General features: G+C 60.2%; 8 protein-coding genes and 1 pseudogene. 6 read left to right on the forward strand and 3 right to left on the reverse strand.

Annotation, left to right across the window (positions count from 1 at the left end):
- The first annotated feature begins 21 nt into the window (after nucleotides 1-21).
- From GIW48_RS04365 to GIW48_RS04380, 4 genes are all read left to right on the forward strand, one after another.
- Nucleotides 22-1,398, forward strand: a complete 1,377-nt coding sequence (locus tag GIW48_RS04365; RefSeq protein ID WP_017139145.1) for an L-serine ammonia-lyase — start codon at nucleotides 22-24, stop codon at nucleotides 1,396-1,398.
- 39 nt (nucleotides 1,399-1,437) lie between these two features.
- On the forward strand, nucleotides 1,438-2,562 hold the full coding sequence (gene gcvT, locus GIW48_RS04370) for a glycine cleavage system aminomethyltransferase GcvT (protein ID WP_170039889.1): 1,125 nt from the start codon (nucleotides 1,438-1,440) through the stop codon (nucleotides 2,560-2,562).
- A 391-nt stretch (nucleotides 2,563-2,953) separates the two neighbouring features.
- Complete coding sequence (locus GIW48_RS04375; RefSeq protein WP_017139143.1) at nucleotides 2,954-3,166, forward strand: cold-shock protein; 213 nt, start codon at nucleotides 2,954-2,956, stop codon at nucleotides 3,164-3,166.
- Between the two features lie 94 nt (nucleotides 3,167-3,260).
- Complete coding sequence (locus GIW48_RS04380; RefSeq protein ID WP_099549400.1) at nucleotides 3,261-3,749, forward strand: RDD family protein; 489 nt, start codon at nucleotides 3,261-3,263, stop codon at nucleotides 3,747-3,749.
- A 136-nt stretch (nucleotides 3,750-3,885) separates the two neighbouring features.
- On the opposite strand, the gene nadA is transcribed toward GIW48_RS04380, so the two are convergent.
- The 3 genes and pseudogenes from nadA to GIW48_RS04395 all read right to left on the reverse strand — a co-directional run bounded on the left by nadA (nucleotide 3,886) and on the right by GIW48_RS04395 (nucleotide 6,846).
- Nucleotides 3,886-4,944, reverse strand: coding sequence for a quinolinate synthase NadA (gene nadA, locus GIW48_RS04385; RefSeq protein ID WP_017139141.1), 1,059 nt, complete (start codon nucleotides 4,942-4,944; stop codon nucleotides 3,886-3,888).
- Between the two features lie 237 nt (nucleotides 4,945-5,181).
- Nucleotides 5,182-5,547: pseudogene (locus GIW48_RS04390) on the reverse strand (lactate dehydrogenase); the annotation flags it as partial.
- Between the two features lie 12 nt (nucleotides 5,548-5,559).
- The gene (locus GIW48_RS04395; protein ID WP_236460389.1) at nucleotides 5,560-6,846 is read right to left on the reverse strand and encodes an OmpP1/FadL family transporter; all 1,287 of its coding nucleotides are present in this window, start codon (nucleotides 6,844-6,846) and stop codon (nucleotides 5,560-5,562) included.
- Nucleotides 6,847-7,388: 542 nt separating this feature from the next.
- Here GIW48_RS04395 and GIW48_RS04400 point away from each other — a divergent pair.
- A complete protein-coding gene (locus tag GIW48_RS04400) occupies nucleotides 7,389-9,104 on the forward strand; it encodes a ShlB/FhaC/HecB family hemolysin secretion/activation protein (RefSeq protein WP_170039891.1) in 1,716 nt (571 codons plus the stop codon).
- A 133-nt stretch (nucleotides 9,105-9,237) separates the two neighbouring features.
- The gene (locus GIW48_RS04405) at nucleotides 9,238-14,157 is read left to right on the forward strand and encodes a hemagglutinin repeat-containing protein (RefSeq protein ID WP_236460390.1); all 4,920 of its coding nucleotides are present in this window, start codon (nucleotides 9,238-9,240) and stop codon (nucleotides 14,155-14,157) included.
- The last annotated feature ends 152 nt before the right edge of the window (nucleotides 14,158-14,309 follow it).

The raw sequence follows: 14,309 nt of genomic DNA on the forward strand, positions 1-14,309 counted from the left end.
ATAAGAAACCGGAGAACAACCATGTCCCTTAGCGTGTTCGACCTGTTCAAGATTGGCATCGGCCCCTCCAGCTCCCATACCGTCGGCCCGATGCGCGCCGCCGCTCGATTCGTCGAAGGCCTCAAGCGCGACAACCTGCTGAGCGCCACCAGCGGCATCAAGGTGGAGCTCTATGGCTCGCTGGGCGCCACCGGCAAAGGTCACGGCAGCGACAAGGCCGTGTTGCTGGGCCTGGAAGGCGAACACCCAGACACCGTGAATACTGAAACCGTCGCCGCACGCCTTGCGCAAATGCGCGGTGACGGTCGCTTGAACCTGCTCGGTGAACACAGCATTGCGTTCAACGAGAAAGAACACCTGGCGATGATTCGCAAGCCTCTCGCCTACCACCCCAATGGCATGATTTTTCGTGCCTTCGACGCCGCCGGTATCCAGATCCGCAGCCGCGAGTATTACTCGGTCGGCGGTGGGTTTGTGGTGGATGAAGACGCTGCCGGCGCTGACCGGATTGTCGAAGACACCACGCCGCTGACCTTCCCTTTCAAGCACGCCAAGGACTTGCTTGGCCATTGCGCCACCTACGGACTGTCCATCAGCCAGGTGATGCTCACCAATGAAAGTGCCTGGCGCCCGGAGGCGGAGACTCGCGCCGGCTTGCTGAACATCTGGCAGGTGATGCAGGACTGCGTGGATGCCGGGTGTCGCAACGAAGGCATCTTGCCCGGTGGTTTGAAGGTCAAGCGCCGTGCGGCGGCGCTGCATCGGCAGCTGTGCAAGAACCCCGAATCGGCATTGCGCGACCCGTTGTCGGTGCTGGATTGGGTCAACCTGTATGCGCTGGCGGTCAACGAAGAAAACGCCAACGGCGGGCGCGTGGTCACCGCGCCCACCAACGGTGCGGCCGGGATCGTGCCAGCGGTGCTGCATTACTACATGCGCTTTATCCCCGGCGCGAACGAGGACGGCGTGGTGCGCTTTCTGCTCACCGCCGCCGCCATCGGTATTTTGTACAAGGAAAACGCCTCGATTTCCGGCGCCGAAGTTGGCTGCCAGGGCGAAGTCGGCGTGGCCTGTTCCATGGCCGCAGGCGCTTTGTGCGAAGTGTTGGGCGGCAGCGTGTCCCAAGTGGAAAACGCTGCCGAGATCGGCATGGAACACAACCTCGGCCTGACCTGCGACCCGATTGGCGGGCTGGTGCAGGTACCGTGCATCGAGCGCAACGCCATGGGCTCGGTCAAGGCGATCAATGCCGTGCGCATGGCCTTGCGTGGTGACGGGCAGCACTTTGTCTCACTCGACAAGGTCATCCGCACCATGCGCCAGACTGGCGCCGACATGAAAAGCAAATACAAGGAAACCGCCCGTGGCGGTTTGGCCGTCAACATTATCGAGTGCTGACGCCCACCAGCGCGTCCGCACGTTTTTCAGGAGCTGAACATGTCCACCGAAACCCTGTTGAAAACCCCATTGCACGCGCTGCACATCGAGTTGGGCGCGCGCATGGTGCCCTTCGCCGGCTACGACATGCCGGTGCAATACCCGCTGGGCGTGATGAAGGAACACCTGCACACCCGTGATCAAGCCGGGTTGTTCGACGTGTCCCACATGGGCCAGATCCGCCTGACCGGCGCCAACGCCGCCAAGGCCCTGGAAACCCTGGTGCCGGTCGACATCATCGACCTGCCAGTCGGCTTGCAGCGCTACGCCATGTTCACCAACGACCAGGGCGGCATCCTTGATGACCTGATGGTGGCCAACCTGGGCAACGACGAGCTGTTCCTGGTGGTCAACGCAGCCTGCAAGGACCAGGACCTGGCCCACCTGCGCAAACACATTGGCGAGCAGTGCAGCATCGAACCGCTGTTCGAAGAGCGCGCCCTGCTGGCCTTGCAAGGCCCGGAGGCAGTGAAAGTGCTGGCGCGCCTGGCGCCGGAAGTGACCAAGATGACTTTCATGCAGTTCGCCACCCTGCGCCTGCTGGGCGTGGAGTGCTACGTGAGCCGCTCGGGTTACACCGGCGAAGACGGTTTTGAGATCTCCGTACCGGCGGCCAATGCCGAGAGCCTGGCGCGCAGCCTGCTCGCCGAAACCGAAGTTCAAGCCATCGGCCTGGGCGCCCGCGATTCCCTGCGCCTGGAAGCCGGCCTGTGCCTGTATGGCCATGACATGAACACCGAAACCACGCCGATCGAAGCCAGCCTGCTCTGGGCGATCTCCAAGGCCCGTCGTGCCGATGGCGCGCGTGCTGGCGGCTTCCCGGGCGCTGACCGCATCTTCACCCAGCAACAAGCCGGCGTAAGCCGCAAGCGCGTGGGCCTGCTGCCACAGGAACGGACCCCGGTGCGTGAAGGCGCAGAAATCGTCGACGAACACGGCACGGTGATCGGCAGCGTGTGCAGCGGCGGTTTTGGCCCGACACTGGGCGGCCCATTGGCCATGGGTTACCTGGACAGCGCATTTGTCGCACTGGACACCGAAGTGTCTGCGTTGGTACGTGGGAAAAAGGTGCCACTACGTGTAAGTAAAATGCCATTTGTACCGCAACGTTACTACCGTGGCTGATTGACTGTTCCTATAAGTAACGCGGTTGCGTTAACGCGCACTAATTTGTAACGCAACCGCCATAAAAGAGTGCATTGACGATAGTCATTTTAATAGGCGCAAACCTATAACAAGTGAGCAACGCTATCGAATATGTGGGATCCACTTTTAGTCAACGAAGTGTCATATGGCCGAGCAAAACCTGGGGATTCTCCGGGGCTTGTTTTTTCCATATTAGTTGACGTAGAGTTTAGCCACTGTGTTTGCATGGGTCGCTTTGAACCTGGACCTGGGCAGTAGCCATAAGTTTGCTACAACCCGTTCGACGTCTCTTACTTTCCTGCAACCCAGCCCAGTACTCTTTCATGTGAAAGGGGCTGTCATTAATTTTTAGCGTCAAAGGAAATAAGAAATGTCGAATCGTCAGAGCGGTACCGTCAAGTGGTTTAACGACGAGAAAGGGTTTGGTTTTATCACTCCAGAAAGCGGTCCGGATCTGTTCGTGCATTTCCGCGCTATTCAGGGCAATGGCTTCAAGAGCCTGAAAGAAGGCCAGAAAGTGTCTTTCATCGCCGTGCAAGGCCAGAAAGGCATGCAGGCTGACGAAGTACAAGCAGAAGGCTGATCCTTACTGCGACAAAAAGCCCCTGATGGTGACATCAGGGGCTTTTTTATGTGCGTTTGCTCGTAAAATGGCTTTTTTCTCAAGAGAGACGGCCATGCCCAAACCTTTGTTGAGCCCCCAAGGCGAATTCCCCGCCGTTGGCCTGGGCCGTCGTCTGGCAGCGATGTTCTATGACTTCCTGTTGTGCACCGCCCTGCTGATCGTCACCGCGTTTATCTACAAGCTGGTGTGGATGGCGTTTATCGGCGAAGCCAGGATGCGCACGCTCACCGAGTCCGGCGCGCTGGACGGCGACCCGCTGCTGTCGACGATCCTGTTTTTTGTGCTGTTTGGTTTCTTCGCCAAGTTCTGGACCCATTCGGGGCAGACATTGGGCATGCAGGTGTGGGGCGTGCGCGTGCAGAACGCAGACGGCTCGCGCATCAGCCTATGGCAGGCGCTGCTGCGCTTTGTGGTGGCGATTGCATCGTGGTTGTGCGTGGGGTTGGGGTTTGTCTGGTCGGTGTTTGATAAGCGCAAGCGCAGCTGGCATGACATCTACTCGGATACGCAGCTGGTGCACATTCCAAAGCAGAAAAAGTAACCCAAGAACACTAGAGATCAAGTGTGGGAGCTGGCTTGCCTGCGATGGCGATCGTTCAGTCACAGCAGCATTGACTGATAAACCGCTATCGCAGGCAAGCCAGCTCCCACATTTTGTTTATGTGTTCAACTTCAGGTCAGGCGTTGCCAGCCAGCTTGAGGCGCGCAGCCTGGGTAAAGTCCAACATGCGTTTGAGCGGGCGCACGGCGTGCGGGATCACCGATGGCTCGACGAAGATCTCATTACTGCCCTCACGCAAACACTGCAGCGTGCGCTCCAGCGTATTCATCGCCATCCACGGGCAGTGCGCGCAACTGCGGCAGGCCGCGCCGTTGCCAGCGGTCGGTGCCTCAACGAAGACTTTGTCCGGGCACAACTGCTGCATCTTGTAGAAGATGCCGCGGTCGGTGGCGACGATAAAGGTCTTGTTCGGCAAGCGCTGGGCTGCGGCAATCAGTTGGCTGGTGGAACCCACCGCGTCAGCCAATTCAATCACCGCCGTCGGCGACTCCGGGTGCACCAGGATCGCAGCATCCGGGTACAGCGCCTTCATGTCTTCAAGCTGCTTGGACTTGAACTCTTCATGGACGATGCACGCGCCGTCCCAGAGCAACATGTCTGCGCCAGTCTGGCGCTGAATGTAAGTACCCAGGTGCTTGTCCGGGCCCCAGATAATCGTCTCGCCGTTGTCCATCAGGCTTTCGACGATTTCCAGCGCGCAGCTGGAGGTAACAACCCAGTCGGCACGGGCTTTGACCGCCGCCGAAGTGTTGGCGTAAACCACCACCGTGCGCTCGGGGTGCTGGTCGCAGAACGCTGAAAACTCCTCCACCGGGCAGCCCAGGTCCAGGGAGCAGGTGGCTTCCAGGGTGGGCATGAGGATGCGTTTTTCGGGGGTGAGGATTTTGGCGGTCTCGCCCATGAAACGTACACCGGCCACCAACACAGTCTTGGCCGGGTGGGCAGCGCCAAAGCGGGCCATTTCCAGGGAGTCGGACACGCAGCCACCGGTTTCTTCGGCCAGGGCCTGAATCACCGGGTCGCAATAGAAGTGGGCAACCAGCACCGCGTCCTGAGCCTTGAGCTCGGCGGCGATGGCGCTGCGCAGGCTCGCCTCTTCATCGGCACTCAGCGCCTTGGGCTGCTTAGCATCGAGGTGGGCTTGAACCAGTAGGCGTTCGGAAATTTGCGTCATGTTCGCAAGACCTGCAAGCGCAGTAAGCGCGAAAGTCGAGTGTACCACCGGCTCTGGAGCCCTTCGGGCGCCGCCGGACGAAGTGATTGTGTTCATCAAGCACGGGTAAAGCTGCGCAAGGCTACAGAATATCGAATCGATTCAAAAGCCTAATATGGGATTGCGCGGTACGCTGAGCGGGCAAAAAAAAACGGGAAGGCTCATCACTGAGCCTTCCCGTTTTGATCACGTCGAGCATCAGCGCATCAACACATCCGGGTCGTCCTGCAACATGACCGCGTCATGCATCGTCGCCAGGGCATTTTTCAACGTCGACTGCTCCAGCGCATCCTTGGACTTTTTGCTTTCCTTGGCCGCGTGCTCAAGCAGCGCCAGGTAATCACGCTTGGATGAACCTTCCTTGGGCACCACGGTGTCTTCCACCAGGTTAGCCATCACCTACTTCTGCGTGTGGGTGTTCTGGGAGGCCGACTGCGTGACCGAGGCATGGGTCAACTGGCCGTCCTTATAGGCAAAGCTGGCGGTGCTGCTGGCCTTGTCCAGGACTTGCACATACAGGTAATTCTGCGATTCGCGGCTGCCGTCAAAGATCGGCGGTTTGCCGTACTGCCCAGGTCAGAAGCGATAAGTGACCGAACCACCGAACCCATTGGCGCTGTTTTCATATTTGGCGTCGTAGGTGAGCGCCAGCTGTGGGTTGTTGTCGCGCACCTTGATCGGCTCTTCCTTGAGGTAGGAATAGGCCACGTCAAAGGTCAGGTTATCCACAGGCGTCCAGCCGGCACCGAGGCTGAAGACGGTGCGGTCGCCCGTCGGAATACGCACCGAACGGTCGGTGTTGTTGGTTGGCGTCTGGTCCACCGAGAAGCCGGTACGCAGCACCAACTGCTTGTTGAGCTGGTACGACAGGCCTATCGCGTGGGACCAGGTGTCGTGCCAATGCTGCTCTTCGGTGATGGAGCCCAGGCCGGCCAGCTCAGCGGTAATGTCCGACACGCCGGCGTTGTTGACCGTGATCTTCTTCAACTGGCTCCAGCGCGTGTAGGTGCTACCCACGTAGAGGGTCAAGGCGTCGGTCAGTTGGTGCGTGACCGAGAAGTCCACGGACGACGGCGTGGTGACATTCAGCTTGGCGTCATACTTTTGCGCCCCGCCGTCCAGCACATCGGAGAGCACGCCGGAGGCGTTGGTATGGCCGCTCAGGTGATAGACCACTTGCGAGTGGTAGGTGACGCCGACGCGGGTGCTGTCCAGAGCCTGCACCAGGATACCGGCGTTGAAGCCCATCGCGGTGTCGTCACCCTTGATCTTGGCCGTCTCGGTGCCCAAGCCAAACGCCGGGACTTTGGAGTCCAGCTCGCCGCTGATTTTGTTGAAGGTCGGGCCGAAACCTACCGAGACCTTGCCGTTGAACGCATAGCTGACCGTCGGCTGCACGGTGATGACCTGAATCTTGCTTTTGTTACCAAAGCCATTGCCCTGGAACCCGTGTTCATAGTCGGTCACCAGACCGAACGGCGCGTAGACCCCCAGGCCAAAGGCCCAGTGTTCATCGATCGGCGTCACCAGGTAACCCATCGGCACGGCAATGCCGGGGACCATATCGCCTTTGTTGGTGCCAGGATTGTCGACACCGCCTTGAGAGGAACTGGCGTCCTTGATGTTGGATTTGGCATCGAGGTAGGTGGCGCCGATGCTGACTTCATTGTGCTTGATGCGCGACATGCCGGCCGGGTTACCGAACACCGTGCTGGCGTCATCCGCCGAGGAAGAACGCCCGGCGTAGCCTGTACCCATTGAGCTGACACTTTGCTCATTGAGGGCAAAACCACCGGCGAACAGGTGTGTGGAGGCGAGCGAAATGGAGAGCGCCAAGGCGCTTTTAAGAGTTTTGTTATTCATTATTAGGACTCGAATTATTGGGCAGCGCTGGGGAAACTACCAACGTTCGAGCGAGGCGTTTATGAAGAGTTTTTCATGCTTTTGATTGTCGGACAATCTCAGGATTTTCAAAGACTTCGCCTGATTTTCCGTGTCTTTTTATGACTTTTTAACCGGATCGTGACTGCCTGGTTTCATCGTCGTAAAGCTGTCAATTTGAACGCAAATACCCCTCGATAGCCACGTTGACGACATGGGATGCGTGCATCTCTATAAACACGCCGATTAAGTCATCTTGCTGCAACAATCAAAACCCTCCCACATCGCCTGATCCACATACCCACCCCGTAAATTCAGGGACCTGATAGCCCCCATCAGTCAATTTGCACTGATTTTGTGCATTTATTTGCTGAATAACGCGGCATTCCTCACGTTTTATGTAATAAATCCTACAGACGATGTAACAATCCGTTTAATCATGACTCAAGAGCGGCAAGCCCCCCCGAGCTCACGGTTTGGCTCCGGGGCATGAATCGTGTGTATTTCTACGTTAAGGATGTCGAGTGCCGAACCTGCCCTCACTCAAACGCTTGTGCCATCTCCACCCATTGGGTATCGCCCTGCTCTGCGTGTGCGCGCTGCCCGCGTCCGCCGCCGACGGCCCGCAGCCAGGCCAGGAAGCCCTGCGTTTGCAGCAACAACAGCAGCGCGACCTGCAGCAATTACAGCTGGAGCAACGCCAGCGCCAGCTCCAGAAAGGCAGCTTCGGCACACCGACGGCCGCCCCCACTGTGCCAGCAGACAATGTCAAAGATGAACGCTGCTGGCCGCTGAGCGGCACACGCCTGGCCGGTGTCACGCTGTTCAGCAGGGCCGAGATGAATAAACACATCGAGCCCTATGTCGCCCCGTGCATGGGCGTCACCCAGATCAACCGCCTGCTGGCCGAGATCACTCGCCTGTACGTCGAGGCCGGTTATATCGCCAGCCGCCCGTACCTGATCAGCACCCCGGCTGCCGGGCAACCGCTGGATATCCATGTCGAAGAAGGCTACCTGGAAGCCATCGAACTGGCCGACCAAAGCTTGCCCGTGTCCCTGGCCGGCGCCTTCCCCGGGCTGCTCGGCAAGCCACTGAACCTGCGCGACCTGGAGCAAGGCCTGGACCAGCTCAACCGCCTGCGCTCGGTGGACCTCACCGCGGATATCGCCCCTGGCCGTGAACCTGGTGCCTCGCGCATCATCCTGCGTTCGCGCAGTAGCGCCTCACGTTGGGGGTTGGGCCTGGGAGTGGATAACCTTGGCAGCGCCGGCACCGGGCGTGATCGCAACGCCATCAGCCTGAGCCTGGACAGCCCGCTGCAGCTCAACGATTCACTCAACCTGAGCTTCAGCGACACGCTCAACCACGGCCCGCGTTACAGCCGCAGCAACAGCCTGTTTTATTCGATCCCCTACGGCTACTGGACCTACAGCCTGTTCGCCAGCCATGCCGAATACCGCTCACCGCTCAAGGTCAGCAATACCACGCTGTACAACAGCGGCCGTACCGATCAGATCAGCCTGCGCACCGACCGCGTGTTGTGGCGCGACCAGGGCCATCAACTCAGCGCCAACCTGCAACTGGCCTACAAGGACGTCGACAGCTACCTGCAAAAGGTCCGCTTGGGCATCCAGAGCCCAACGCTGAGCGTGGCCGAGGCCGGTTTGAACCTGTTCTGGCTCAACAGCGCGGTGTGGAACCTGGACGTCAATTACGCCCAGGGCCTGACCTGGTTCGGCGCTGATCGCGACGCTGACCAAGTGCAGAAAAACCTGCCCCAGGCGCAGTTTCACAAATACCGCGCCAACCTCACTCAATGGCGCAACGGCCAATGGCGCACGCAACCCTGGCAGTGGCAGAGCCAGCTGTCTGCGCAATACAGCCCGGACCGTTTGCCTGCCATTGAGCAACTGCTGGGCACCGACGATTCGGCTGTGCGTGGCTACCGCGAAAACAGTGCCTCGGGCGCCATCGGTGCGGTGTGGCGCAACACCTTGCGCCTGCCGCTCAACAGCGACCTTCCGGTAAAAATCACCCCGCGCCTGGGCCTGGACAACGGTTGGGTCAAGCGCGAACACGGCGCCCCGGGCCAACGCCTGAGCGGCGCGAGTGCCGGGCTCAACCTGAGCTGGAAGAACGTGCAGCTCGACGTCGATTACCAACGCAATTTGCACACGCCAACAGGCTTTGGCCAGGAGCCGGAGGTCTGGCTGACGCGCCTTAGCTTGCAGATATGAGTGTGCAGATATGAGTGTGCAGATTTAAACCAACACCCGATTAGCCTGAAACAACCGCCGTACCTGACCACCCCAGTAGCGTTGCAACGAACAACGCACGAGGCGGATCAGCCAACATAGAGCGAACTTACTTATGCCGACTGACACCCACACGTTTCACCTTTCACCCCAGGGCAAACTGCGCTGGGCCATCGCCAGCCTGTTCCTGCTGCCGCAACTGGTACTGGCCGCCGGCATCACCGTGGTCGAAGGGCCTGGCGGGATACCGCAACTGCAAAACCAGCAGGGCGTGCCCATCGTCAATATCGTCGCGCCGAATGCCGGCGGCCTGTCCCATAACCAGTTCCTGGATTACAACGTCGACCGCCAGGGCGTGGTGCTGAACAACGCCCTGCAGGCCGGCCAGTCGCAACTCGCCGGGCAACTGGCGGCGAACCCGCAGTTCCAGGGCCAGGCGGCGAGCGTGATCCTCAACGAAGTGATCAGCCGCAACGCCTCGACCTTAAACGGCGCCCAAGAGATTTTCGGTAAGGCGGCCGATTATGTGTTGGCCAACCCCAACGGTATTTCGGTGAATGGCGGGAGCTTCATCAACACCCCGAACGCCAACCTGGTGGTGGGCCGCCCCGAACTCAATGACGGCAAGCTGCAAGCCTTGGACACCCGCGACGCAAGCGGCCAACTGACGGTGCACGGCCAAGGCCTGCAAAACCGCGCGGGCTCGATCAACCTGATCGCGCCGCGCATCGACAGCGACGGGCGCTTGAGTGCCCGCGATCAACTGAACCTCACCGCAGGCCGCAACCAGGTCGACTTCGCCAGTGGGCAAGTGCGCCAGGTCGACCCGGCCAGCAAGACCCAGGACCAGCGCATCGACGCCAGCCTGTTTGGGGCGATGCAGGCCGGACGCATCAACATCATCAGCACGGCCGAAGGTGCTGGCGTGCGCGTAGGCGCGGTGCAGGTGGAAGGTCGTGACGGGGTCAACGTCAGCTCGGCCGGCGACCTCGACATCAGCGGCCAGGTCCACGCCAACAGCCTGGACGCCACCCGCGCCGGCGTGCAAAGCCAGCATGGCGATGTGGACTTGCACAGCGCCAAGGATTTGAACCTGGCCGCCACCGACGTCAGTGGGCGCAACGTCAAGCTCGACGCCGGTCGCAACCTGACCCTCAGTAGCCTGGAAAGCCGCAAACTCCAGGAAAAACGTGAACAGTGGGACAACAGCAACTTCCTGTTCACCTACGAAACCTACGACCGCACCACCACTGATAAAGACTCGCGCCAGCACGGTAACAAGGTCCTAGCGCAGCAGGATGCAACGCTGTCTTCCGGCGCCAAGGCCGAGATCAAGGCCAGCCAAGTCGAAGCGGGCAATGCCTTACGTGTCAACAGCGGCGCCGACCTGCAGGTGAACGCCGCGACCGAAACCCATGAAACCCGCGATCAGGGCAACCATCGCAAACATCTGTGGAAAGCCAACTGGGACAAATCTTCCAGCGAGCAACGCAGCGTCACCAGCAGCCTCAAGGCCGGCAAAACGCTGGAGCTGACCAGCCAGCAGAAACTGCAATTGCAAGGCGCCGAACTGAAAACACCCGGCGATATTCAATTGGCCGGCCGCCAAGTGGAGATCAGCAGCGCCAGCCGCACCCAGGTAAGCCGCGACAACGCTTACTCCGGCGACCTGACCGGCGGCAGCTTCTTTGGCAAGAGCGGCGACGGCGACAAGGGCAAAACCTTGAACACCGGCAGCAAGGTCAACGCCGACGGCAAACTGCTCGTCAAGGCCGACGACGTGCGCATCAGCGGCAGCCAGGCGCGTGGCGGCAAGCAGGCCAGCGTGATCAGCGACAAAGGCTCGCTGGTGATCGACGGCGTAAAAGACACCTCCCACGACAATAGCTACAGCAACGACAGCAAGTTCTTCGGCATTTCCAAGGATGAAAGCCGCAAGCAACTCAAGGACAGCACTGTCGTGGCCAGCAACCTGCGCTCGGACAGCAACCTCAAGCTGCAAAGCGCCAAGGACATTCAAGTCAGTGGCTCTCAGGTGTCGGCCGCCGGTAAATTACAGGCGGACGCCAAGGGCGATATCAAGATCGCTTCGGCTGACAACACTACACACGACACCACCACCACTCACGCTCGTGGTTTCGATGGCTACGCCAAGGAAAACGCCGAAGGCACTCGCCAGTACCGCGCTGGCGTGAGCTTTGAGGACCAGCAGCAAACCAGCAAGACCGACACCACAAAACAACAAGCTTCCAGCCTCAGCGGCGCCAGCGTGGCGGTCACCGCCGATGGCAATGTGAGCATCAAGGGTTCCGGCGTCCAAGCCACCCAGGGCGATGCAATTTTGAGCGGCAAAAACGTCGAGTTGCTGGCGACCGATAACAGCACGCGCAACACCACCGACAAAACCACCACCGGCGGTGGCGTGTACTACACCGGCGGTCTGGACAAGGCTGGCAACGGCGCACAGTTCAGCCATCAAAGCAGCCACGACAACAGCAGCAACACCACCGCGCAAACCAGCAACGTGGCAGCGGCTGGCAAACTGACCATCAACGCCGGCAACACCCTCACCAGCCAGGGCGCGCAGGTCAAGGCAGGCTCCGAATTGCAGGTCAACGCCGGCACCGTCGATAACCAGGCGGCGCACAACAGCCAGACCAGTACCCACAAGGAAAACGGTTGGACCGCCGATGTCGGCGTCAATGTCGAATACAAAGGCATCACCCGACCAATCGAAAAAGCCGTCGAAGGTGTGGCCCAGGCCAAATTCCATCAACCCGGTTTGCTCGATGCTTTCGAGCAGCCGAATGTCGGGCTGGACGTGGAAGTCGGTCACACCAACAAGACCCGCACCCAGCAGGACAGCACGGCGGTGGTCAGCCAGTTCAGTGGCGCCACGGTGCAGGTCGATGTCGCCGGTAAGTTGCAGGATGAAGGCACTCAGTACCGCGCCACCGATGGCGGGCTGAAGATCGATGCCGGCGAGCATATCGCCAGCGCCGCAGCCAACACCCACAGCAGCAGCGAACAAAGCGTGGACGCCAAGGCAGGCGTGCGGGTCTACACCACCACCGGTGAAGACGTGAACGTGCGCGGCAGCGGCGCAGGCGGCAGCAGCGATGTGCGCGAAGCCAGCAGCACGGCGGTGGTCGGCAGCTACGCGGGCACTCAGGGCGTGAACATCACGGCCAAGTCCGATGCGCGTTACGCGGGCAGCCAGTTCAACGGTGGCCAGGCGGGCGTCAACCTCAAGGCCGGTGGCGAGTTGGCGCTTGATCAGGCCAGCGACACGCAAAGCACATCCAGCAACAGCCTGCGCGGTAATGGTTCATTGACCGTGGGCACCGCACCGGGCACCAACGGTACCAACGTCAACCTCGGTGCTGGTGTGCAACTGGATAACAAGCAGCTGGCCACCCAAGACAGCCAGGCGCGGGTCGCGACGCTTCAAGGCAGCGGGCCGATCAAGCTCAGCAGCGGCGCCGACATAACCCTGCAAGGCACGCAGATCGCCAGCAACGGTGATATCAGCCTGAATGCCGGCGGCAAGCTGGACCTGCAAGCGGCCACCAATACGCATGTCAGCAATGGCAGCAACCTCGGCGGCGGCCTGAGCGTCGGTGCCGGAAAAACCAGTGGCGCCGACAGCAGCGCCAAGACTGGCAGCCTGAGTGCCAACTTCAATATCGGCAAGGTGGCGGAAAACGATCAGGGCGTGGTTGTCGGGCAGTTGCACAGCAAGGGCAACGTGAGCCTCTCCAGCGCCGATGATCTCCATCTGCAAGGTACGCAGATTGCCGCCAAAACGGTCACCCTCGATGCGCAAAACGGCGGCATCCTGCAAGAGTCGGCGCAATCCACCCAGGCTCACAACAGCTGGGGCGTGACCCTCGGCGCGGGTGGCAGCGGCGGTAAAACAACACGGGGCGACGCCGGTGAACACGACACACCCAAGACCCAGCTGGGCATCAATGCCCGCGCCAAGGTCGATGTGGACCACGTGCAAGGCACCACCCAGCACGACAGCCTGATCAAGGCCGATAGCGTAGCCATCAACAGTGCCGGTGATACCCATCTGGCGGGTGCGCGGATAGAGGCGGATCAGGTCAGCGGCAACGTCGGCGGGGATCTTGTGGTCGAGAGCCGCAAAGATCACGTCAGCAGCACTAAGGTCAACGTCGACGCCAAGCTTGATGTCGAAAAAAACCAACCCGGCGTGGTCAACAAGCTCGCCAAGACCACCGGCCCGCTCAAGGACAAGGTGCAAGCCAAGGCCGAGGGCGCGTTCGACAAGCATCGGGAGAAGTTGGAAAACGCCGTCGACAAAGGCACCGAGCACCTCGCTTCGGCCAAGGACAGCGTGATCAACGCCAAGGAGCGCCTGGGCGAAAAGCTCAGCCGCAGTGGCAGCTACGAGGTGAATCCTGAACCCCGTGGCGCCTTTGGCACCCGCGTGGACCAGGCCAAGACCTACCTCGCGGACAAGAAAGATGCACTGGGCACGCGCCTGTCCAGCTTCAAGGACAAAGTCTGGCCAAAAACCAGCGACAGCTACACCGTCAGCGGCAAGGACACCGCCGGCAGCAAGGTGGCCGATACCGCGCAAAACGTACTGTTCGGTGACAAGAGCGGCAACACCAGCTACACGCCGACGCTGAACCTGGACGTCAGCCACGTGGTGAAAGACAGCGTTAATCAGGCCTCGGGCATTCGCGGTGCTCAGGGCGTAAACCTTGAAGTGGCTGGCGACACACGGCTGACTGGCGCGCGGATCAGCGCCGAAAGCGGCAAGGTTGAGTTGGGCGGTTCCAAAGTGACGGCGACGACGTTGGCAGGCAGCGACTATCGCGCCGATGTCGGGCTGAACCTGTCGAAATCGCCGGTCAACCTGGCGCTGGGCGCCAAGGACGAACTGACCCAGAAACAGGACGACGCCACACGCAAGGATCAGGCTTTCAACCTTGGGCCGCTGCGGGTCGGCGGGCACAGTGACCAGCAGGAATTACAGGCGGGGATTGACCAGAAAGGCAGCTAAGTAGCATCGCCTGGGTGACAGCAGCCATGCTCGCTGCCACCCAGGCAAACATTTCTAAATGTTTCTTCATAAAGCCAAACCGTCATTAAACAGCAACATATCAGGAATTAAATCGTCACGTCTTAGACAGGTGGGCCTACCCACTTACCCCT

It is taken from the genome of Pseudomonas sp. PA-6-3C (assembly GCF_021605825.1).
GTDB lineage: Bacteria > Pseudomonadota > Gammaproteobacteria > Pseudomonadales > Pseudomonadaceae > Aquipseudomonas > Aquipseudomonas edaphica.

Excerpts from the sequence above, each read along its gene's own strand:
- nadA (WP_017139141.1), bottom strand. The coding sequence starts at position 4,944 with ATGACGCAAATTTCCGAACGCCTACTGGTTCAAGCCCACCTCGATGCT.
- gcvT (WP_170039889.1), top strand. The coding sequence starts at position 1,438 with ATGTCCACCGAAACCCTGTTGAAAACCCCATTGCACGCGCTGCACATC.
- GIW48_RS04380 (WP_099549400.1), top strand. The coding sequence starts at position 3,261 with ATGCCCAAACCTTTGTTGAGCCCCCAAGGCGAATTCCCCGCCGTTGGC.
- GIW48_RS04395 (WP_236460389.1), bottom strand. The coding sequence starts at position 6,846 with ATGAATAACAAAACTCTTAAAAGCGCCTTGGCGCTCTCCATTTCGCTC.
- GIW48_RS04405 (WP_236460390.1), top strand. The coding sequence starts at position 9,238 with ATGCCGACTGACACCCACACGTTTCACCTTTCACCCCAGGGCAAACTG.
- GIW48_RS04375 (WP_017139143.1), top strand. The coding sequence starts at position 2,954 with ATGTCGAATCGTCAGAGCGGTACCGTCAAGTGGTTTAACGACGAGAAA.
- GIW48_RS04365 (WP_017139145.1), top strand. The coding sequence starts at position 22 with ATGTCCCTTAGCGTGTTCGACCTGTTCAAGATTGGCATCGGCCCCTCC.